14 protein-coding genes, 2 tRNA genes and 3 rRNA genes are annotated in these 20,271 nt (G+C 53.7%); 10 read left to right on the plus strand and 9 right to left on the minus strand.

Annotation, left to right across the window (positions count from 1 at the left end; all coding sequences use genetic code 11):
* Positions 1 to 14 precede the first annotated feature (14 nt).
* Positions 15 to 590: a transcriptional regulator gene (locus tag CU081_RS01690; RefSeq protein ID WP_003855905.1), complete on the plus strand. Its 576-nt coding sequence runs from the start codon at positions 15 to 17 to the stop codon at positions 588 to 590.
* Here the strand turns inward: CU081_RS01690 and CU081_RS01695 are convergent.
* Together CU081_RS01695 and CU081_RS01700 are read right to left on the minus strand one after the other, a co-directional pair.
* Positions 587 to 1,177, minus strand: coding sequence for a LysE family translocator (locus CU081_RS01695; RefSeq protein ID WP_003855903.1), 591 nt, complete (start codon positions 1,175 to 1,177; stop codon positions 587 to 589). The genes CU081_RS01690 and CU081_RS01695 overlap by 4 nt on opposite strands.
* A gap of 37 nt (positions 1,178 to 1,214) precedes the next feature.
* Positions 1,215 to 2,060, minus strand: a complete 846-nt coding sequence (locus CU081_RS01700; RefSeq protein ID WP_003855901.1) for an AraC family transcriptional regulator — start codon at positions 2,058 to 2,060, stop codon at positions 1,215 to 1,217.
* Positions 2,061 to 2,229: 169 nt separating this feature from the next.
* On the opposite strand from CU081_RS01700, the gene CU081_RS01705 reads away from it, so the two are divergent.
* Positions 2,230 to 2,305: transfer RNA gene (locus tag CU081_RS01705), tRNA-Phe, on the plus strand.
* Between the two features lie 113 nt (positions 2,306 to 2,418).
* The gene (locus CU081_RS01710) at positions 2,419 to 3,039 is read left to right on the plus strand and encodes a DUF2238 domain-containing protein (RefSeq protein ID WP_032608268.1); all 621 of its coding nucleotides are present in this window, start codon (positions 2,419 to 2,421) and stop codon (positions 3,037 to 3,039) included.
* A gap of 95 nt (positions 3,040 to 3,134) precedes the next feature.
* Here the strand turns inward: CU081_RS01710 and rrf are convergent.
* The 4 genes from rrf to CU081_RS01730 all read right to left on the minus strand — a co-directional run bounded on the left by rrf (position 3,135) and on the right by CU081_RS01730 (position 8,107).
* Positions 3,135 to 3,250 (minus strand): 5S ribosomal RNA (gene rrf / locus CU081_RS01715).
* Positions 3,251 to 3,319: 69 nt separating this feature from the next.
* A 23S ribosomal RNA gene (locus tag CU081_RS01720) occupies positions 3,320 to 6,223 on the minus strand.
* A gap of 182 nt (positions 6,224 to 6,405) precedes the next feature.
* Positions 6,406 to 6,481 (minus strand) — tRNA-Glu (locus tag CU081_RS01725).
* A gap of 84 nt (positions 6,482 to 6,565) precedes the next feature.
* Positions 6,566 to 8,107, minus strand: a 16S ribosomal RNA gene (locus CU081_RS01730).
* Together the 16S, 23S and 5S rRNA genes with 1 tRNA gene alongside form the textbook arrangement of a ribosomal RNA operon.
* Before the next feature lie 485 nt (positions 8,108 to 8,592).
* Here CU081_RS01730 and CU081_RS01735 point away from each other — a divergent pair.
* Entirely contained in the window at positions 8,593 to 9,546 is a 954-nt protein-coding gene (locus CU081_RS01735) for a nickel/cobalt transporter (RefSeq protein WP_022650241.1), read from the plus strand.
* A gap of 33 nt (positions 9,547 to 9,579) precedes the next feature.
* Here CU081_RS01735 and proP read toward each other — a convergent pair whose 3' ends face one another.
* Positions 9,580 to 11,082: a glycine betaine/L-proline transporter ProP gene (gene proP, locus CU081_RS01740; protein ID WP_003860199.1), complete on the minus strand. Its 1,503-nt coding sequence runs from the start codon at positions 11,080 to 11,082 to the stop codon at positions 9,580 to 9,582.
* Between the two features lie 646 nt (positions 11,083 to 11,728).
* Between proP and kdgT the strand changes: the two genes are divergently transcribed.
* The gene (gene kdgT, locus CU081_RS01745) at positions 11,729 to 12,721 is read left to right on the plus strand and encodes a 2-keto-3-deoxygluconate transporter (RefSeq protein WP_003860201.1); all 993 of its coding nucleotides are present in this window, start codon (positions 11,729 to 11,731) and stop codon (positions 12,719 to 12,721) included.
* Positions 12,722 to 12,757: 36 nt separating this feature from the next.
* Here kdgT and CU081_RS01750 read toward each other — a convergent pair whose 3' ends face one another.
* Both CU081_RS01750 and crfC read right to left on the minus strand, forming a co-directional pair.
* Positions 12,758 to 13,636, minus strand: coding sequence for a diguanylate cyclase regulator RdcB family protein (locus tag CU081_RS01750; RefSeq protein ID WP_003860203.1), 879 nt, complete (start codon positions 13,634 to 13,636; stop codon positions 12,758 to 12,760).
* The gene (crfC, locus tag CU081_RS01755; RefSeq protein WP_022650240.1) at positions 13,633 to 15,987 is read right to left on the minus strand and encodes a clamp-binding protein CrfC; all 2,355 of its coding nucleotides are present in this window, start codon (positions 15,985 to 15,987) and stop codon (positions 13,633 to 13,635) included. The genes CU081_RS01750 and crfC overlap by 4 nt, the downstream gene beginning before the upstream one ends.
* A 591-nt stretch (positions 15,988 to 16,578) precedes the next feature.
* Here crfC and CU081_RS01760 point away from each other — a divergent pair.
* The 5 genes from CU081_RS01760 to phnE all read left to right on the plus strand — a co-directional run bounded on the left by CU081_RS01760 (position 16,579) and on the right by phnE (position 20,260).
* A complete protein-coding gene (locus tag CU081_RS01760) occupies positions 16,579 to 16,914 on the plus strand; it encodes a zinc ribbon domain-containing protein YjdM (RefSeq protein WP_003860206.1) in 336 nt (111 codons plus the stop codon).
* Between the two features lie 80 nt (positions 16,915 to 16,994).
* Positions 16,995 to 17,426 (plus strand): VOC family metalloprotein YjdN, encoded by a 432-nt coding sequence (gene yjdN, locus CU081_RS01765; protein WP_003860208.1) that lies wholly within the window; start codon positions 16,995 to 16,997, stop codon positions 17,424 to 17,426.
* Positions 17,427 to 17,599: 173 nt separating this feature from the next.
* Complete coding sequence (phnC, locus tag CU081_RS01770) at positions 17,600 to 18,388, plus strand: phosphonate ABC transporter ATP-binding protein (RefSeq protein WP_003860210.1); 789 nt, start codon at positions 17,600 to 17,602, stop codon at positions 18,386 to 18,388.
* A 22-nt stretch (positions 18,389 to 18,410) separates the two neighbouring features.
* Entirely contained in the window at positions 18,411 to 19,427 is a 1,017-nt protein-coding gene (gene phnD / locus CU081_RS01775) for a phosphonate ABC transporter substrate-binding protein (RefSeq protein WP_022650239.1), read from the plus strand.
* Positions 19,428 to 19,480: 53 nt separating this feature from the next.
* On the plus strand, positions 19,481 to 20,260 hold the full coding sequence (phnE, locus tag CU081_RS01780) for a phosphonate ABC transporter, permease protein PhnE (RefSeq protein ID WP_023302942.1): 780 nt from the start codon (positions 19,481 to 19,483) through the stop codon (positions 20,258 to 20,260).
* Positions 20,261 to 20,271 lie beyond the last annotated feature (11 nt).

Consider the following 20,271-nt stretch of genomic DNA (forward strand, 5'->3'; position numbering starts at 1 on the left):
CGGAGGAGATAACCGTGCAACGCGAAGACGTACTGGGACAAGCCCTGCAATTGCTTGAGATTCAAGGGATCGCCAGCACCACGCTTGAGATGGTCGCCGACCGTATCGATTACCCTCTGGATGAACTTAGGCGCTTCTGGCCGGATAAAGAGGCGCTGCTGTACGATGCCCTGCGCTATCTCAGCCAGCAGGTGGATATCTGGCGCAGGCAGCTGATGCTGAATGAAGAACTGACCACCGAGCAAAAGCTGCTGGCGCGCTATACCGCACTGACGGAGTGTGTTACCAACAACCGTTACCCAGGTTGTCTGTTTATCGCCGCCTGCACCTACTATCCGGATCCTGGGCACCCCATCCATCAACTGGCAGATCAGCAAAAACGAGCCGCGCACGAGTTCACACATGAGCTGCTGACCACACTTGAAGTGGATGATCCGGCAATGGTCGCGAAGCAGATGGAGCTGGTGCTGGAAGGTTGCCTGAGCCGCATGCTGGTGAACCGTAGCCAGGCGGATGTGGATACGGCGCACCGTCTGGCGGAAGATATTTTGCGGTTCGCGCAGTGTCGTATGGGTGGTGCACTGACCTAAGCCAGCATTCCCATCCAGGCGGAAATAAACAAACACAGCGCCATCGCGCGCTGAAATCGCACCATCGCCACGGTGGTGCGGAAAATCCGGTTCACCGCCTTCCCCAGCCACGCCCAGCACAACAAACAGACCACGGAGATCGCCAGAAACCATAGCGCCATCAGCGTAATATCACGTAATGCATGGTCGCTTGCCGGAGCAAACAGGCTGACAACTGCCAGCGCCATCATCCATGTTTTTGGGTTTACAACCTGTAGTAACGCCGCCGCCCGCGCGGTAAATCGGACGTGACTTCTGGAGGAGAGATTCGCGGCCGGGGCGCTAAACAGCTGCCAGCTCATCCAGGAAAGCCACAGCACACCCGCCCAGCTCATTACCTGACGTATCAATGGATACTGGCGTAACACTTCTCCTGCCCCAGCGCCTGAAACCAGAACAATAGCGCTGGCGGCAATACACCCGCCCAGGATCGCAGGAACCGTATTTTTTACGCCAAAGTGCTGACTGTTAGCCAGTACCAGAATGTTGGTTGGCCCCGGTGTAATCGAGGCGACAAATGCAAACAGCAGGAAGGGTAATAAATTCACAGGTGACTCCTTTTTTATTAGAGCCACGAATGTGCCGTTATTTTCTGGAAACGTCTGGAAGGTTTGTGCACAACCGGCGGTAGTGTGCCGGAGAAATACGGTATGCACGCTGGAACCAGCGACCAAGATGGCTTTGATCGGCAAAACCCACTGCCGTCGCAACATCAACAGGCAGTTCCCCACACGCCAGCATCTGTCGGGCCTTTGCCAGTCGCAGCTGGATAAGCCAGGCGTGCGGTGCCAGATGAAATTCGCGTTTAAAACAGCGGGTGAGGGTAAAGCGATCCGTACCCGTCTCGCGGGCAAGGTCTGATAGCCCCACGTTCTCGCCGATATGCGCATAGAGATAGTCGCGGGCACGATGCGCCACAGCGGAGCTTTGTAATTGCGACGGGAGTTTCTTACGCCAGTGGCAGTGGGTAGTTATCTGAGAGAGCAGGTTATCCATTGTGCTCTGTTGGACGATCTTCATCTCATCGTTATGCAACGAGGCAAATGTATCACCGATAGCGCGCACCAACTGAGGCTCTCGCGTCAGCGTTTGGGCAAAGTGGAGAGTGTAACTCCCGGGAGTAGAGTCATACAGGCCTTGAAGCGTATGGGTGAGCCAGTGTTCATCCAGATAAAAGGTCAGATAAGTAAAGCCGCCCTCTACCGGCGCATCACCGTCATGGATCTCCCCGGGCTCAAGTAAAAAAGCATCGCCCGGCTGGCTACGGTGGCGTTCACGGCGACAGTGGAACTGCTGCGTACCGGAAAGGGTTATTCCGACCAGATAGCTATCATGCCAGTGGGGATCAAAGGCATGTCCTTCGAAATGCGCCTTAATTGTCTCAATACCTGTTTCTGCATGCTGACGCAGCTCAAGCCAGTCGTTTGCCATACTGCCCTCCTCTTACCGTCAGCATTGTCACATCTTGCCTGAACTGTCTGGAAGATTAGTGCAATTCCAGGGCACAAACGGACAGATTGCCGCAAACTTAAGCAGTTGAACAGCTTTTCCCGAAATAATGTTGACGATCGCGCGCGATTGCGGTTTAATGCGCTCCGTTGCCCGGATAGCTCAGTCGGTAGAGCAGGGGATTGAAAATCCCCGTGTCCTTGGTTCGATTCCGAGTCCGGGCACCACTATTTAAAGAACCCAGCCTATGGCTGGGTTTTTGCTTTTCTGTCCCCGCTACGCATTGAATTTTCCCTTCTGTCAGGTAATAGTGATTTTTTTTCCTGACAATGAAAATGATATGACCTTATCTGCTTTAAAAGCCGGGTCACTGCTCCTGCTGATGATCCTGTTTTATACCGGCCTGTTCACGAGCGATCGCGTCACCTGGTTGATGGAGGTGACGCCCGTCATTATCATCATCCCACTTCTGCTTGCCACACACCGGCGATACCCTTTGACTCCCCTTCTCTATACTCTGGTTTTCTTCCACGCCATCATTCTGATGGTTGGTGGAATGTACACCTACGCAAAGGTTCCGGTTGGTTTTGAGGTTCAGGAGATGCTCGGGCTTAGCCGAAATCCGTATGACAAGCTCGGTCACTTCTTCCAGGGGCTGGTTCCCGCACTGGCAGCGCGAGAAATTCTGCTGCGCGGTGGGTATGTTCGTGGACATAAGATGACGGGGTTTCTGGTGTGCTGTGTTGCTCTGGCCATTAGCGCCACCTATGAACTCATTGAGTGGTGGGCTGCTTTGGCGATGGGACAGGGTGCGGATGATTTTCTGGGGACGCAGGGCGATCCATGGGATACCCAGTCTGATATGTTTTGCGCGCTGCTTGGTGCGTTAACGACGGTGCTGATCCTTGGGCGTTTCCATCAGCGGCAATTGCGTCGTTTGAATGTGGATAGTGCGCTCTGAGTTGCCGGATGGCGGCTTCGCCTTACGGCCTGCCGTTTTTCTGCAAACAAACGCAAAAAGGCCATCCTTGCGGATGGCCTCTTCACTTGTTTGATGCCTGGCAGTTCCCTACTCTCACATGGGGAGACCCCACACTACCATCGGCGCTACGGCGTTTCACTTCTGAGTTCGGCATGGGGTCAGGTGGGACCACCGCGCTAAAGCCGCCAGGCAAATTCTGTTAATCTGTATCAGGCTGAAAATCGTGTCTGTCTCTTCGCCAAAACATCTTCGGCGTTGTAAGGTTAAGCCTCACGGTTCATTAGTATCGGTTAGCTCAACGCATCGCTGCGCTTACACACCCGACCTATCAACGTCGTCGTCTTCAACGTTCCTTCAGGAGACTTAAAGTCTCAGGGAGAACTCATCTCGGGGCAAGTTTCGTGCTTAGATGCTTTCAGCACTTATCTCTTCCGCATTTAGCTACCGGGCAGTGCCATTGGCATGACAACCCGAACACCAGTGATGCGTCCACTCCGGTCCTCTCGTACTAGGAGCAGCCCCCCTCAATTCTCCAGCGCCCACGGCAGATAGGGACCGAACTGTCTCACGACGTTCTAAACCCAGCTCGCGTACCACTTTAAATGGCGAACAGCCATACCCTTGGGACCTACTTCAGCCCCAGGATGTGATGAGCCGACATCGAGGTGCCAAACACCGCCGTCGATATGAACTCTTGGGCGGTATCAGCCTGTTATCCCCGGAGTACCTTTTATCCGTTGAGCGATGGCCCTTCCATTCAGAACCACCGGATCACTATGACCTGCTTTCGCACCTGCTCGCGCCGTCACGCTCGCAGTCAAGCTGGCTTATGCCATTGCACTAACCTCCTGATGTCCGACCAGGATTAGCCAACCTTCGTGCTCCTCCGTTACTCTTTGGGAGGAGACCGCCCCAGTCAAACTACCCACCAGACACTGTCCGCAACCCGGATTACGGGTCTACGTTAGAACACCAGCCATTAAAGGGTGGTATTTCAAGGATGGCTCCACGCAGACTGGCGTCCACGCTTCAAAGCCTCCCACCTATCCTACACATCAAGGACCAGTGTTCAGTGTCAAGCTATAGTAAAGGTTCACGGGGTCTTTCCGTCTTGCCGCGGGTACACTGCATCTTCACAGCGAGTTCAATTTCACTGAGTCTCGGGTGGAGACAGCCTGGCCATCATTACGCCATTCGTGCAGGTCGGAACTTACCCGACAAGGAATTTCGCTACCTTAGGACCGTTATAGTTACGGCCGCCGTTTACCGGGGCTTCGATCAAGAGCTTCGCGTTGCCGCTAACCCCATCAATTAACCTTCCGGCACCGGGCAGGCGTCACACCGTATACGTCCACTTTCGTGTTTGCACAGTGCTGTGTTTTTAATAAACAGTTGCAGCCAGCTGGTATCTTCGACTGATTTCAGCTCCGTCCGCAGGGACTTCACCTACCTATCAGCGTGCCTTCTCCCGAAGTTACGGCACCATTTTGCCTAGTTCCTTCACCCGAGTTCTCTCAAGCGCCTTGGTATTCTCTACCTGACCACCTGTGTCGGTTTGGGGTACGATTTCGTGTTACCTGATGCTTAGAGGCTTTTCCTGGAAGCAGGGCATTTATCACTTCAGCACCGTAGTGCCTCGTCATCACACCTCAGCGTTAAAAGGTACCGGATTTACCTGGAACCTCCGCCTACATGCTTAAACCGGGACAACCGTCGCCCGGCTGACATAGCCTTCTCCGTCCCCCCTTCGCAGTAACACCAAGTACAGGAATATTAACCTGTTTCCCATCGACTACGCCTTTCGGCCTCGCCTTAGGGGTCGACTCACCCTGCCCCGATTAACGTTGGACAGGAACCCTTGGTCTTCCGGCGAGCGGGCTTTTCACCCGCTTTATCGTTACTTATGTCAGCATTCGCACTTCTGATACCTCCAGCATGCCTCACAGCACACCTTCAACGGCTTACAGAACGCTCCCCTACCCAACAACACATAGTGTCGCTGCCGCAGCTTCGGTGCATGGTTTAGCCCCGTTACATCTTCCGCGCAGGCCGACTCGACCAGTGAGCTATTACGCTTTCTTTAAATGATGGCTGCTTCTAAGCCAACATCCTGGCTGTCTGTGCCTTCCCACATCGTTTCCCACTTAACCATGACTTTGGGACCTTAGCTGGCGGTCTGGGTTGTTTCCCTCTTCACGACGGACGTTAGCACCCGCCGTGTGTCTCCCGTGATAACATTCTTCGGTATTCGTAGTTTGCATCGGGTTGGTAAGCCGGGATGGCCCCCTAGCCGAAACAGTGCTCTACCCCCGAAGATGAGTTCACGAGGCGCTACCTAAATAGCTTTCGGGGAGAACCAGCTATCTCCCGGTTTGATTGGCCTTTCACCCCCAGCCACAGGTCATCCGCTAATTTTTCAACATTAGTCGGTTCGGTCCTCCAGTTAGTGTTACCCAACCTTCAACCTGCCCATGGCTAGATCACCGGGTTTCGGGTCTATACCCTGCAACTTAACGCCCAGTTAAGACTCGGTTTCCCTTCGGCTCCCCTATACGGTTAACCTTGCTACAGAATATAAGTCGCTGACCCATTATACAAAAGGTACGCAGTCACCCCATAAAGAGGCTCCCACTGCTTGTACGTACACGGTTTCAGGTTCTTTTTCACTCCCCTCGCCGGGGTTCTTTTCGCCTTTCCCTCACGGTACTGGTTCACTATCGGTCAGTCAGGAGTATTTAGCCTTGGAGGATGGTCCCCCCATATTCAGACAGGATACCACGTGTCCCGCCCTACTCTTCGAGTTCACAGCATGTGCATTTTCGTGTACGGGACTATCACCCTGTACCGTCGGACTTTCCAGACCGTTCCACTAACACACAAGCTGATTCAGACTCCGGGCTGCTCCCCGTTCGCTCGCCGCTACTGGGGGAATCTCGGTTGATTTCTTTTCCTCGGGGTACTTAGATGTTTCAGTTCCCCCGGTTCGCCTCGTTAACCTATGTATTCAGTTAACGATAGTGCAACGAATTGCACTGGGTTTCCCCATTCGGACATCGCCGGGTCAAGGGTTCATATCACCTCGCCGGCGCTTTTCGCAGATTAGCACGTCCTTCATCGCCTCTGACTGCCAGGGCATCCACCGTGTACGCTTAGTCGCTTAACCTCACAACCCGAAGATGTTTCACTTCTGATTGCGAAAATTTGAGAGACTCGAACACACATGAGCTGTGTGTCGTTTCAATTTTCAGCTTGATCCAGATTTTTAAAGAGCAAATATCTCAAACATGACTCGCAAGTCAGTTTTGAGATATGACGGCAGGTGACTTTCACTCACGAACCAGCAAGTGGCGTCCCCTAGGGGATTCGAACCCCTGTTACCGCCGTGAAAGGGCGGTGTCCTGGGCCTCTAGACGAAGGGGACGTACAGTCTCAATCGCAAGACGCCTTGCTATTTACTTTTCATCAGACAATCTGTGTGAGCACTGCAAAGGCAGGTTCTTTAAGGTAAGGAGGTGATCCAACCGCAGGTTCCCCTACGGTTACCTTGTTACGACTTCACCCCAGTCATGAATCACAAAGTGGTAAGCGCCCTCCCGAAGGTTAAGCTACCTACTTCTTTTGCAACCCACTCCCATGGTGTGACGGGCGGTGTGTACAAGGCCCGGGAACGTATTCACCGTGGCATTCTGATCCACGATTACTAGCGATTCCGACTTCATGGAGTCGAGTTGCAGACTCCAATCCGGACTACGACGCACTTTATGAGGTCCGCTTGCTCTCGCGAGGTCGCTTCTCTTTGTATGCGCCATTGTAGCACGTGTGTAGCCCTACTCGTAAGGGCCATGATGACTTGACGTCATCCCCACCTTCCTCCAGTTTATCACTGGCAGTCTCCTTTGAGTTCCCGGCCTAACCGCTGGCAACAAAGGATAAGGGTTGCGCTCGTTGCGGGACTTAACCCAACATTTCACAACACGAGCTGACGACAGCCATGCAGCACCTGTCTCAGAGTTCCCGAAGGCACCAAAGCATCTCTGCTAAGTTCTCTGGATGTCAAGAGTAGGTAAGGTTCTTCGCGTTGCATCGAATTAAACCACATGCTCCACCGCTTGTGCGGGCCCCCGTCAATTCATTTGAGTTTTAACCTTGCGGCCGTACTCCCCAGGCGGTCGACTTAACGCGTTAGCTCCGGAAGCCACGCCTCAAGGGCACAACCTCCAAGTCGACATCGTTTACGGCGTGGACTACCAGGGTATCTAATCCTGTTTGCTCCCCACGCTTTCGCACCTGAGCGTCAGTCTTTGTCCAGGGGGCCGCCTTCGCCACCGGTATTCCTCCAGATCTCTACGCATTTCACCGCTACACCTGGAATTCTACCCCCCTCTACAAGACTCTAGCCTGCCAGTTTCGAATGCAGTTCCCAGGTTGAGCCCGGGGATTTCACATCCGACTTGACAGACCGCCTGCGTGCGCTTTACGCCCAGTAATTCCGATTAACGCTTGCACCCTCCGTATTACCGCGGCTGCTGGCACGGAGTTAGCCGGTGCTTCTTCTGCGGGTAACGTCAATTGCTGAGGTTATTAACCTCAACACCTTCCTCCCCGCTGAAAGTACTTTACAACCCGAAGGCCTTCTTCATACACGCGGCATGGCTGCATCAGGCTTGCGCCCATTGTGCAATATTCCCCACTGCTGCCTCCCGTAGGAGTCTGGACCGTGTCTCAGTTCCAGTGTGGCTGGTCATCCTCTCAGACCAGCTAGGGATCGTCGCCTAGGTGAGCCGTTACCCCACCTACTAGCTAATCCCATCTGGGCACATCCGATGGCAAGAGGCCCGAAGGTCCCCCTCTTTGGTCTTGCGACGTTATGCGGTATTAGCTACCGTTTCCAGTAGTTATCCCCCTCCATCAGGCAGTTTCCCAGACATTACTCACCCGTCCGCCACTCGTCAGCGAAGCAGCAAGCTGCTTCCTGTTACCGTTCGACTTGCATGTGTTAGGCCTGCCGCCAGCGTTCAATCTGAGCCATGATCAAACTCTTCAATTTAAAAGTTTGATGCTCAATGAATTAAACTTCGTAATGAATTACGTGTTCACTCGTTGAGACTTGGTATTCATTTTTCGTCCGAGGACGTTAAGAATCCATGTCACTTTGAGTGCCCACACAGATTGTCTGATAAATTGTTAAAGAGCAGTTGCGACGCGCTTCAGCGCTCTGTCGCGAGGTGGCGTATATTACGCTTTCCTCTTTCAGAGTCAACCCTGATTTTCAGGATTTTTTCTCTTCAACCGACCGGGTTGTTTGTGAAGTGATTCACATCCGCCGTGTCGATGGAGGCGCATTATAGGGAGTTCCCGAGCGACCGCAACAGAAAAGTTGCAAAAAAATGACTGATTGCTGTATTCCCCAGCAAAACCCCGCCTTATACCTTTTTACGCACAGACTTATCCACAATCCATTGACGATCCCGGTGTGATCCAGCGATTTGAACACTATACTAGCGGCAAATATTTCTCTCGCGGGTCAACCTCATGACGACACAACGACTTCAACGTGACTGGCGTCTCCCAACTGCCGGGCTCGCCGTGCTGGTGTTACTTATGGCAGGTTTTGCACTGCATGAGCACTGGAATGCTTTTATTCAGTGGTGCCTCGCCACCCAGATCACCCTGCACCGTTATCTGGTGATGTATTTGCTGCAACTTAATAATCATCAGTACAGCGGTGGGCTGTGGTTGTTAACCGGTGCGTTTCTTTATGGTGTACTCCATGCCGTTGGACCGGGACACGGCAAATTCATCGTCACCACGTATCTCACCACCAATAAAGAGAGCCAGCTCGCGGCGCGCGTCGTACCGTTTATCGGTAGCCTGATGCAGGGCGTCAGCGCAATCGCCTTTGTCTTTATCCTGGCGGTTGGATTGAACTTCGCGTCAGGGGATATCAGCACCAGCCGTTGGTACGTCGAGAAAATCAGCGCCCTACTGATTGCCGCCTTCGGTGCATTTATCATTTATCAGGCGCTCAGCAGCCTGCGTCCGCGCAAAATGGCGATTAGCGCCATCAAGCCGCTTCACCAGCATAATGAACATTGTGGCTGCGGCCATCACGGCGTAGGGGTGGATCTGGCTAAAAGCGACTGGAAAACCCGTCTGGGCGTGGTGCTGGCCATAGGCGCACGCCCGTGCAGCGGGGCAATTATGATCCTGATGTTCTCGAATGCGCTCGGCATTATTAGCTGGGGGATTGCTGCTGTGATGACAATGTCGCTGGGCACGGCGCTGTCGATTATGGGGCTGTCGCTGGCAGTACGTTACGCACGTGAACGCACAGTAGCCTGGTTTGGTGGCGGCACGTCCCTGAACTGGATAATGCCGATGGTCAAAATTGCCGGAGGGGTTGTTCTGATACTGTTCGCGACGGTCCTGTTCCTGACGGTGATCCCCGTCAGCGCTGGCGGCGACTACATCGCCGCAGGATGCTAATAAAAGAAAACCCGCCAGCGGCGGGTTTTTTTATCACTCGTTAATTCTCGGATGCTGGTCAACCAGGCGAGAACGTTTTTTCTGGAGCGCCTCGATCTCTGCGTCAATATCTTCAATCTTCTGCTCTACATTATCGTAGTGCTCACGCAGGATCTCTTTCGCTTCCTGAATATCAGACGCCGCAGGCGTTGCCCCTTTCAGGGGACGATTCGCCGTCTCCTTCATGGTAATACCGGTAATCAGGCCGACCACCGCAATGACCATCAGATAGTAAGCAGGCATCATCAGGTTCTGCGTGCTCTCCACCAGTGAAGCAGCAAGTGTCGGCGTCAGGCCCGCAATCAGAACGGAGATATTAAAGGCTGCCGCCAGCGCACTGTAGCGAATATGCGTCGGGAACATTGCCGGCAGCGTAGAAGCCATAACCCCGATGAAGCAGTTGAGGATCACCGCCAACATCAGCAGACCGGCGAAAATCAGCCCCAGCACATTGCTGTTAATCAGAATAAAGGCCGGAATTGCCAGTGCGAACAAGGCGACGCTGCCGAGAATAATGAATGGCTTACGGCCAAAGCGGTCGCTCAACAGACCCATAATCGGCTGCACAAACAGCATACCTACCATGATGGCGATAATAATCAGCACACCGTGGTCTTCCGAGTAGTGCAGGTTATGCGACAGGTAGCTCGGCATGTAGGTCAGCAGCATGTAATAGGTGACGTTGGTGGAAATCACCAGACCAATACAGGTCAGCAGGCTGCGCCAGTGTTTGGTCGCAATCTCCTTGAACGACACTTTCGGGCCATCCTGTAACCCTTCACGGTCACCCTGCTCCAGCTTTTCAACGTGCTGCTGGAACGCAGGCGTCTCTTCCAGGGCGTGACGCAGGTAAAGCCCAATGATGCCCAGCGGCAGCGCCAGGAAGAACGGAATACGCCAGCCCCAGTCAAGGAAGTTCTCTTCACCCACTACGGTTGAGATCAGAACGACAACCCCCGCGCCCATGACGAATCCGGCAATCGAACCAAAGTCCAGCCAGCTGCCCATAAAGCCGCGTTTACGGTCCGGAGAATATTCGGCGACAAAAATCGATGCACCGGTATATTCGCCGCCAACGGAGAAGCCCTGCGCCATCTTACAGATCAACAGCAGAATCGGCGCCCATATACCAATAGTCGCATACGACGGAATAAGGCCGATACAGAATGTACTTATCGACATGATGACAATGGTAATAGCCAGGATTTTCTGGCGACCATATTTATCACCCAGCATGCCGAAGAAAAGACCACCAAGAGGGCGAATCAGGAAGGGAACGGAGAACGTACCCAGCGCGGCAATCATCTGCAAGCTGGGATCGGCACCGGGGAAGAACACTTTACCAAGTGCATAGGCCACAAAGCCGTAAACACCAAAATCGAACCACTCCATCGCATTACCGAGCGAGGCCGCTGTAATCGCTTTGCGCAGTTTCGCGTCATCAATAATGGTGACATCGCGCAGCGTGATGGGTTTTACTTTTTTCCTTCTAAGCATAGCTTTCCTCGTAGACTCAGCCCCGTCCGTTTCACAGCGCATTTTGCAAGCTGTGAACCAGAGATCCGCTCCATGCGAATCTCCTTATTCAAGCGTAGCAGGTTTACTTACATTGACGTTTTACCTCAATACAACCGAACCTGTTGACGCCTGTCTGGGCAGTTAAAGACCTTTTTACCCTACCAGCGTTTATATATGTGATCAACTTCACATATATTTTTCCTGTTCGTAAGATGCCTTCAGCTTTTGTCAATTCACGATAAGTAAGGTCATTCTCAACCCCCTTATCAAACAGATCTTAACGCCCGTTATTATTCATTCCCAAACAAAATACAATCACATTTCTTCACAGCGAATTTACACAAAATTTAATTATTAATCGTGGGCAATCCTGTTTCCATTCAATATGTGACGGAGATAACTAAAACAGCGTTTCGTTTTCATTGAATCGCAATTCCAAAGATCGCATGATAAATCCGAACACGATATCTCAGCGGCTTTCAAATGAAGGAATACTGAACGCCTTAATTTCACTTTACAGCATAAGTAACGAATCGATTGGCCTCTAAAAAGGCAATCATTTGAATTTGTTGATCTATTTTTTGAGATTTCCGCCAGCCACGCGGGCGAGATGTGAGGGTTAATGATGAAGATTAAAGCAACTATAGAACGCATCCCGGGCGGGATGATGCTGGTCCCGCTGGTACTTGGCGCGATATTAAATACGCTGGCCCCGAATACCGGTGCTTATTTTGGCGGTTTTACAAAAGGTATGATCACCGGAACGGTACCGATTCTGGCAGTCTGGTTCTTTTGCATCGGCGCATCTATTAACTTGCGTGCAACAGGTACGGTATTACGTAAATCAGGGACGTTGGTCATTACTAAAATTGCGGTCGCCTGGGTTGTTGCCATGATCTGTGCGATGTTCATTCCGGAGAATGGAATTCAGACTGGCTTCTTCGCCGGATTATCCGTTCTGGCCATTGTCTCAGCAATGGATATGACCAACGGCGGTCTCTATGCCAGCCTGATGAATCAATATGGCACCAAAGAAGAATCGGGCGCGTTCGTGCTGATGTCCCTGGAGTCGGGTCCACTGATGACGATGTTGATTCTGGGTTCTGCTGGCCTTGCCTCCTTTGAACTACACCATTTTGTCGGGGCGATCCTGCCGTTCCTGATTGGTTTTGCGCTGGGTAACCTCGATCACGATCTGCGCGATTTCTTCAGCAAAGCCACCCCGGTACTGATCCCGTTCTTCGGCTTCGCGTTGGGCAATACCATCAACCTGAACGTAATTCTGGAAACCGGCCTGCTGGGTATTGTGCTGGGTGTTGCCGTCATCGTCATCACGGGTATTCCGCTGATTATTGCAGACCGCGTCATCGGGGGCGGCAACGGAACCGCGGGTGTGGCCGCCTCTTCGGCCGCAGGCGCTGCGGTAGCCAACCCGGTGATTATCGCCCAGATTAACCCGGCCTTTGAACCCGTAGCCGCTTCCGCCACGGCTCTGGTTGCCGCCAGCGTGATTGTGACGGCAATTCTGGTCCCTATCATCACGGCACTGTACGCCAGACGCTTTGGGCATGTGCCTGAGTCCCGGACAGAACATGAAGCGGTAGAAATGCACCACTAACCCTTTCGCCCCCCTCTTTAAAAAGAGGGGGGGCAATCACGTACCAAATATCTCTTCCACCATGCCATCCACAAGCCGTTTTGCCGAACAGAGTCTTGGCATCCCCAGCGCGACCGTTTGCCAGCTCTGCGTCACTGACCAGCTCACCGGATGTTTTTCCGCCTGACACCAGTCCCCCAGCCAGCCCAGCATATCTTTATAATCAATCAGACCGGGAGAAGCGGGCGTCGTCAGCCACTGATGGTAAAAATGCCGGGTGGTGGGAGAAGCATTAATCTCCTGTGCCAGATAATTTGCGGCCATGCTGCGCAGGTTATCTTTCAGCATGGCCGCCACATCACTATTCGCCAGACGACAGGCATCGCCAAACGCCCCCCAGCGCAACTCTTCCAGCACGATAAAGCAGCGGCCAGCCAGCGACCAGCCGTCATACTGCCCGGCTCGCCAGCGGGTAAAAATTTGCTCGCTGTGCTCACCCGCCTGAACCGTAAGACCGCGCTGCGCGAGCGCTTTCTCTTTATAGGCGGCACGCTGGTTGAAATGTGCGGAGAGCTCCTCGTACTGTTGCAACAATCCGGGAGGTTGAGGGAGGCGTGGATTCACCTGCTGGCGCAGGGCTACCAGCCTGTCGGACATACGGGTCAGCGCAAGGTGTCCGGGGTCGAGCATACCGGCAAGTTTCTCCGCCAGACCCAGCCGCAGTGCTGCATTTTCGTTGAGCATTCCCGCCATTGCCCACGGCCGCAGCCGGGTCTGCGTAATGATCTCCTGCGTCAAACGCTCACGAAATTGTAGTTGCTGTGGCCCCAGGAGGGCGTGACGTGCAGCATCCGCCCCCTGGACCAAATCGACCATAAATTTTGGATGAATACACTCCAGCGTCCGCCCGGGACCGTCCAGTAGCTGTGTTGTCATGGTTGCTCTGCCGCGAATAAGGTTTGAATATCATCGCGTAACAGTCGGGTATCTTCCTGAATCCACGCCGCAGTGGTCATACTTTGCTTCAACAACTGGCTAAGCGCCCGGGTTGAATGCTCATTCTGCTGCCGAACGGCAAGGCTATCACGCAAGCTTTCCTGTAACCCGGTCAGGCACAACGAAAACTCTGCAAAGAACGTTGCCATACCTGCCGTAACAGAGACATCGACCTGCGCGGCCAAAGCTTTACGAATTTGATCGCAAAACTGATCGGTATGTTGCGTAAATTTGCCATGAAGCTGAGCGATGTCGATGACATAGCGTGTGCGCGTCACGACATACTCCTCCCAGCCCCAGCCGGGATTATTGAGCCAGCGCGAGACGGTATTACGTACGCTGCCTGCCCCTGCTGGCTGACTGGCGGGAGGGGTGTCCTGCACAATGGCATCATTAAATAACCCGCGCGTATTGAAATTAAGCTGGTTTGCCTGAAACGCCGGGAAGCTAATCCGCGCCCGAAATCCGGCATGACTGAGCTGTTCCTTAATTCGCGTCTCGATGGGTCGCATCGCCTCATTCAACGATCGGGCGAGCGTAGACTCCAGCTGATCGAAGCGTAACGCCAGCTCCCGGCCAATTCTGCTCTGCGCATTCAGCATAATCTGCTCGCATGACGATCGGATCTTGCTCAGGACAATCTGCGCATGCCCTTCATCGTCAAGCACCAGCTGCTGGATCGCATCCGCGTCGTCTTCACGCAAACTGGATGGCTCGCAGCCTGCTAAGTCAAGAATAGACGGGCGGCTAAAAATGTCGCCCAGCGCCTGGTGAAGTTCATCTTTCTGGCGAAGCAGAAAAGCATCCGTTGCGTTGAGCGCCTCTTCAACTTCATGCTGGACCTCATCGCTCACCACGCTCTGCCGCTGACGCAGCATCGTCATATCCTCTTCCAGGCGCGCAATATTCAGCTCCAGCTCATCAAAAGCGACCGTCAGTCCCTGATGGCGAAAGTCCAGGTATTCTCTGGCATTTTGCGCATAGTTCAGCAGCTTATGCGATGCCGACCGTAAAGCGAACAGTGAGGCGTTGGCGTAAGCCGCGTAAATCAGTTTGCGGATGGGCTGTTCGAACAGCGAATCCTCCCACAGCAGATCCGCCGCATGGCGAATATGGTCAATATCGTCCAGGTCGGCCGTTCGCCAGCGGCGGCCCAGCGCGGCCTCGGCAAAATCCTGTACCCAACGCTGATCCTGATGATCGGGAAGGCGCCCATGGACGTTCATCTCATAGCGGGCGCGGTTTGCCAGATAGGCCCACATGGAAGAGACCGGATAAATTTGCCCCGGAGAAATATTCCCTTTCATCAGCGTGCCGGAAATCATCGCCCGCACCTGCTCTTCATCGTCGCTATTACGATCTTTCTGATCGAATTTGTTGACCAGGGCGTAAAGCGGCACGGATTTCCCGGCAGCCGAAATTGCCTGACGAACCTCAGCATCAGAAATGGATTTAAGCTGGGTGTAGTCCATCACCGCCAGAACGGCGGAGGCGCGCGCCAACTGCTCATTGAGCATTTTTTGCAGGTGCGGCTGACCGGCCTCGTTCGGCCCCGGCGTGTCGAGCAGCGTCAGTTGCCCCAGGTGCGCATCCAGACCGGCGAGATGCACAAACTCCACCTCAATCACCGGAATATGTTCAATCGCGGCATACTCAGAGAACGGAAACTCCACGCCCAGCGCCTGAGAAAGCCGCACCAGATCGTTCAGGCTTTTCAGACAATGAAAGATGGGCTCCGCGCCCAGGTGATGTTTTTCAAACGCCTCACCTCTTTCTATGCGCTCCAGCAGCGTATTCATGTCCTTGTCGATTTCCAGACGCCGCGCCAGCTTGCCGCGATCTTTATCGCACAGTTTTTTCTGCAACTGGGTAATCAGGGTATCGATGGGCGAAACGTGCAAAAAATGCAGCACCGGCTCCTTCTGGCCCGGCGTATGGCGGATCAGCGTGGGAAGCGCCGTCATCGGACGATTGCGGTTCGGCAGCACTTCCGTGCCCACAATCGCATTAATGGTGGTCGATTTTCCCGCTTTCATGGTACCCACAATCGCCAGTACCATTTCGAGGCGGGTTATTTTGCGTAATTCATTATTCAGCATCGCCTGCTGAGCGTCGACACCCCGTGCGCTAAAATGCAATGGCAAAACGTTGTTATTAACGCCGCTCATGGCAGCGGTTGTGCTATCCAGCTTTGCAATCGGCATAGATTTTAATGAATCAAGATTGTTCAGAGCGAGCTGTAACAAACGTTCAGCTTCCTGGCTTAATTCAAATATGGTCTGTGTGTGCATGATAAAAGCCTTCCCTTAACGCAAATTTATTACTTTTATTAAGCCACGATGTTTTAATTATACTTTTCAGGCTTATATGATCACGTATGGAAAACATGTTCATTTAATACAACTAACTGAAGATAATGAGAATTTAAAACCCACCCTCGTAATACGTGTAAAACATCCCCTGGCCAGAAAGCCAAAAGTGAATAGACAAAACGCATTTTCAGGAAACATCAGGATATATCATCGTTATTTACCCACCAAAAAAGAGAGGTATTCCCTGACGCCAAAAGATGTATGTCGTCAGAGGAGGGTAGATAAATAACGGCTTGTTCCTTCACCTTATCCGAAATGGCACAGCGTAGCAATTTGCTGTAATAAAATATTCGATACATTTAGCATGATTACGATCTCTGCCGTTCAGGGCATACGCTTCCCTTAATTCACTGACAGTTCGTGTCATCGCTTGCGCATTTATGCGCTATTTTTATAAAACAATATCACCGACAAAAGTGGGGATTTGCGTTATACTCGCTGCCTTTTTCGGCACACTGCCGTCATTTAGCTGGCGTTTTCCAGCGTGTTAACACTTTTGAGGATACCCACATGCAACTTCCACACTGCCCGAAATGCAATTCTGAATACACCTATGAAGACAATGGCATGTTCGTTTGCCCGGAATGCGCCCATGAATGGAACGATGCGGAGCCTGCGCAGGACAGCGATGCGCTGATCGTGAAAGACGCGAATGGCAACCTGCTGGCAGACGGCGACAGCGTTACCGTTGTGAAAGATCTTAAGGTAAAAGGCAGCTCCTCCATGCTGAAGATCGGCACTAAAGTTAAAAATATCCGTCTGGTTGAAGGCGATCATAATATCGACTGCAAAATTGACGGCTTCGGTCCGATGAAACTGAAATCTGAGTTCGTGAAAAAGAACTGATTGTCCCGCCCGGTGACGCTTCGCTTACCGGGCGTTCGGGAACTACACTTAACGGGCTTTTCTTACGTGAGGTAAAGATTATGCCGTTAAGTCCCTACATCTCTTTCGCCGGCAACTGTGCGGAGGCGACGGCCTTCTATCAGCAGGCCGTCGGCGCAGAACTCCTCTACAAAATCACCTTCGGCGAAATGCCCAAAGACGAAAACAGCGAAGAAGGCTGTCCGTCAGGCATGAACTTCCCGGATACCGCCATCGCCCACTCTAATGTCCGCATTGCCGGCAGCGATATCATGATGAGCGATGGTCTGCCACCCGGTAGCAGCACGCAGTACGCCGGATTTACGCTGGTGCTCGACACGCAGGACGTGGATGAAGGCAAACGCTGGTTCGACAACCTCTCTGATGGCGGCAATGTCGAAATGGCCTGGCAGGAGACTTTCTGGGCGCACGGATTCGGGAAAGTCACCGATAAATACGGCGTGCCGTGGATGATTAACGTCGTTAAATCGTAGGCCGCATAAGCGCAGCGCATCCGGCAACAGCGCCCGGTGGCGCTGCGCTGGCCGGGCCTACGGTGATTGTCATCAAACTCCCCTCAACTCTTCAAACTCCCGCAACCAACACTTAACCTGAATGTCATATTGATGCGCCAGCATGAGGCCACATTTATCGTGAGGCCGGGCACATGCAAACTGTCATTCGCGTCGAGAAACTGAGCAAAACCTTCCATCACAACAAGGCGCTGCATGCCGTTGATCTGACCGTCCAGCAGGGCGAAATGGTGGCGCTGTTGGGGCCGTCTGGTTCAGGTAAATCCACCCTTCTTCGTCACTTGAGCGGCCTGATTACCTGTGACAAAACGCCGGAAAGCCGCGTCGAACTGCTGGGGAACACCGTGCAACATGCGGGGCGTTTGGCGAGCGATATTCGCAAAAGCCGCGCTCAGACGGGCTATATCTTTCAGCAGTTCAACCTGGTGAACCGCCTGACCGTGCTCGAGAACGTGCTGATTGGCGCGCTCGGCAGCACCCCGTTCTGGCGCACCTGCCTGCGCTGGTTCTCCCCATCCCAGAAGCAAGAAGCCTTACAGGCGCTGACCCGCGTCGGCATGGCGCATTTCGCCCACCAGCGCGTCTCCACGCTCTCCGGCGGACAGCAGCAGCGCGTCGCCATTGCCCGCGCCCTGATGCAGAAAGCCAAAATTATCCTGGCCGATGAACCTATCGCCTCGCTGGATCCGGAGTCCGCCCGCATCGTGATGGAAACCCTGCGCGACATCAATCAGAACGACGGCATCACCGTGGTGGTGACGCTGCATCAGGTGGATTACGCCCTGCGCTACTGCGAGCGCATCGTCGCCCTGCGTCAGGGACATGTGTTCTTTGATGGCGCAAGCCACCAGTTTGATAACGAACGTTTTGACCATCTCTACCGCAGCGTAAACCGCGTCGAAGAGCGCGCGCAGGCTGCATAACGACCCATAACGAGGAATGGAAATGAGCTATAAAACGGTTGCCGCGCTGGCCTTCACCAGCATGTTCAGCATCAGCACCCTGTTAAGCCCGGCCCACGCCGAGGAGCAGGAAAAAGCACTGAACTTTGGCATCATTTCGACAGAATCACAGCAGAACCTGAAACCCCAGTGGGAACCGTTCCTGAAAGATATGGAAACCAAACTGGGGATCAAAGTGAACGCGTTCTTCGCCCCGGATTACGCGGGCATCATTCAGGGAATGCGCTTCAACAAAGTCGACATCGCCTGGTATGGCAACCTCTCTGCTATGGAAGCGGTAGATCGCGCGAACGGCCAGGTGTTCGCCCAGACCGTTGCGGCAGACGGCTCTCCGGGCTACTGGAGCGTGCTGATTGTTAACAAAGACAGCCCGATCAACAACCTCAACGACATGCTCGCCAAACGCAAAGAGCTGACCTTTGGTAACGGCGACCCGAACTCTACCTCCGGCTTCCTCGTCCCTAGCTACTACGTCTTCGCGAAAAACAACGTCTCCGCCAGCGACTTTAAGCGCACGGTTAACGCCAGCCACGAAACCAATGCCCTGGCCGTGGCGAATAAGCAGGTTGACGTTGCTACCAACAACACTGAAAACCTCGACAAGCTGAAGACCTCCGCGCCGGACAAGCTGAAGGAAATCAAGGTTATCTGGAAATCACCGCTGATTCCGGGCGACCCGATCGTGTGGCGCAAAAACCTCTCCGAGAACACCAAGGACAAGGTCTACGACTTCTTTATGAACTACGGCAAAACGCCGGAAGAGAAAGCGGTTCTGGCACGTCTGGGCTGGGCACCGTTCCGCGCGTCCAGCGATTTGCAACTGGTGCCGATTCGCCAGCTGGCGCTGTTCAAGCAGATGCAGGGCGTGAAGGACAACAAAGGCCTGAAGGACGAAGAGAAGACCAGCAAAGTGTCGGAAATTCAGGCGCAGCTGGACGATCTCGACCGCCTGACCGCCGCGCTCGGCGCCATGACCAGCGTGAATAAAGCGGTGCAGTAACGCCTTTCTCCCTCTCCCTCAAGGGAGAGGGGACTAAACCCAAAGGAGCCAACATGCAAACCATCACCCTCCCGCCGCCAAAACGCAGCTGGTTCTCGCTCATAAGCTGGGCTGTTCTGCTGGCGGTGCTCGTTATCTCCTGGAAGGGCGCGGAGATGGATCCGCTGCTGCTCTTCAGGGACTCAGGCAACATGGCGACCTTCGCCGCCGACTTCTTCCCACCGGACTTCAGCCAGTGGCAGGACTACCTCGGTGAAATGGCGATCACCCTGCAAATTGCCGTCTGGGGCACCGCCCTCGCCGTGATCCTCTCCATTCCATTTGGCCTGATGAGCGCCGAAAACATCGTGCCATGGTGGGTTTACCAGCCGATGCGCCGCCTGATGGACGCCTGTCGCGCCATCAACGAAATGGTCTTTGCGATGCTGTTCGTGGTCGCCGTCGGCCTGGGTCCGTTCGCGGGCGTGATGGCGCTGTTCATCCACACCACCGGCGTGCTCTCCAAGCTGCTCTCCGAAGCGGTTGAAGCCATCGAGCCCGGCCCGGTGGAAGGCATCCGGGCAACCGGAGCGAACAAAATCGAAGAGATCCTGTACGGCGTCCTGCCGCAGGTGATGCCGTTGCTCATCTCCTATTCCCTGTACCGCTTCGAGTCCAACGTTCGCTCCGCCACCGTGGTCGGCATGGTGGGCGCAGGCGGCATTGGCGTCACCCTGTGGGAAGCGATTCGTGGTTTCCAGTTCCAGCAAACCTGCGCCCTGATGGTGCTCATCATCGTCACCGTCAGCCTGCTGGATTTCCTCTCTCAACGTTTGCGTAAGCACTTCATCTGAGAAGCGAGGCT

The sequence above is a fragment of the Enterobacter sp. CRENT-193 genome (assembly GCF_002787395.1).
Lineage (GTDB): Bacteria > Pseudomonadota > Gammaproteobacteria > Enterobacterales > Enterobacteriaceae > Enterobacter > Enterobacter hormaechei_C.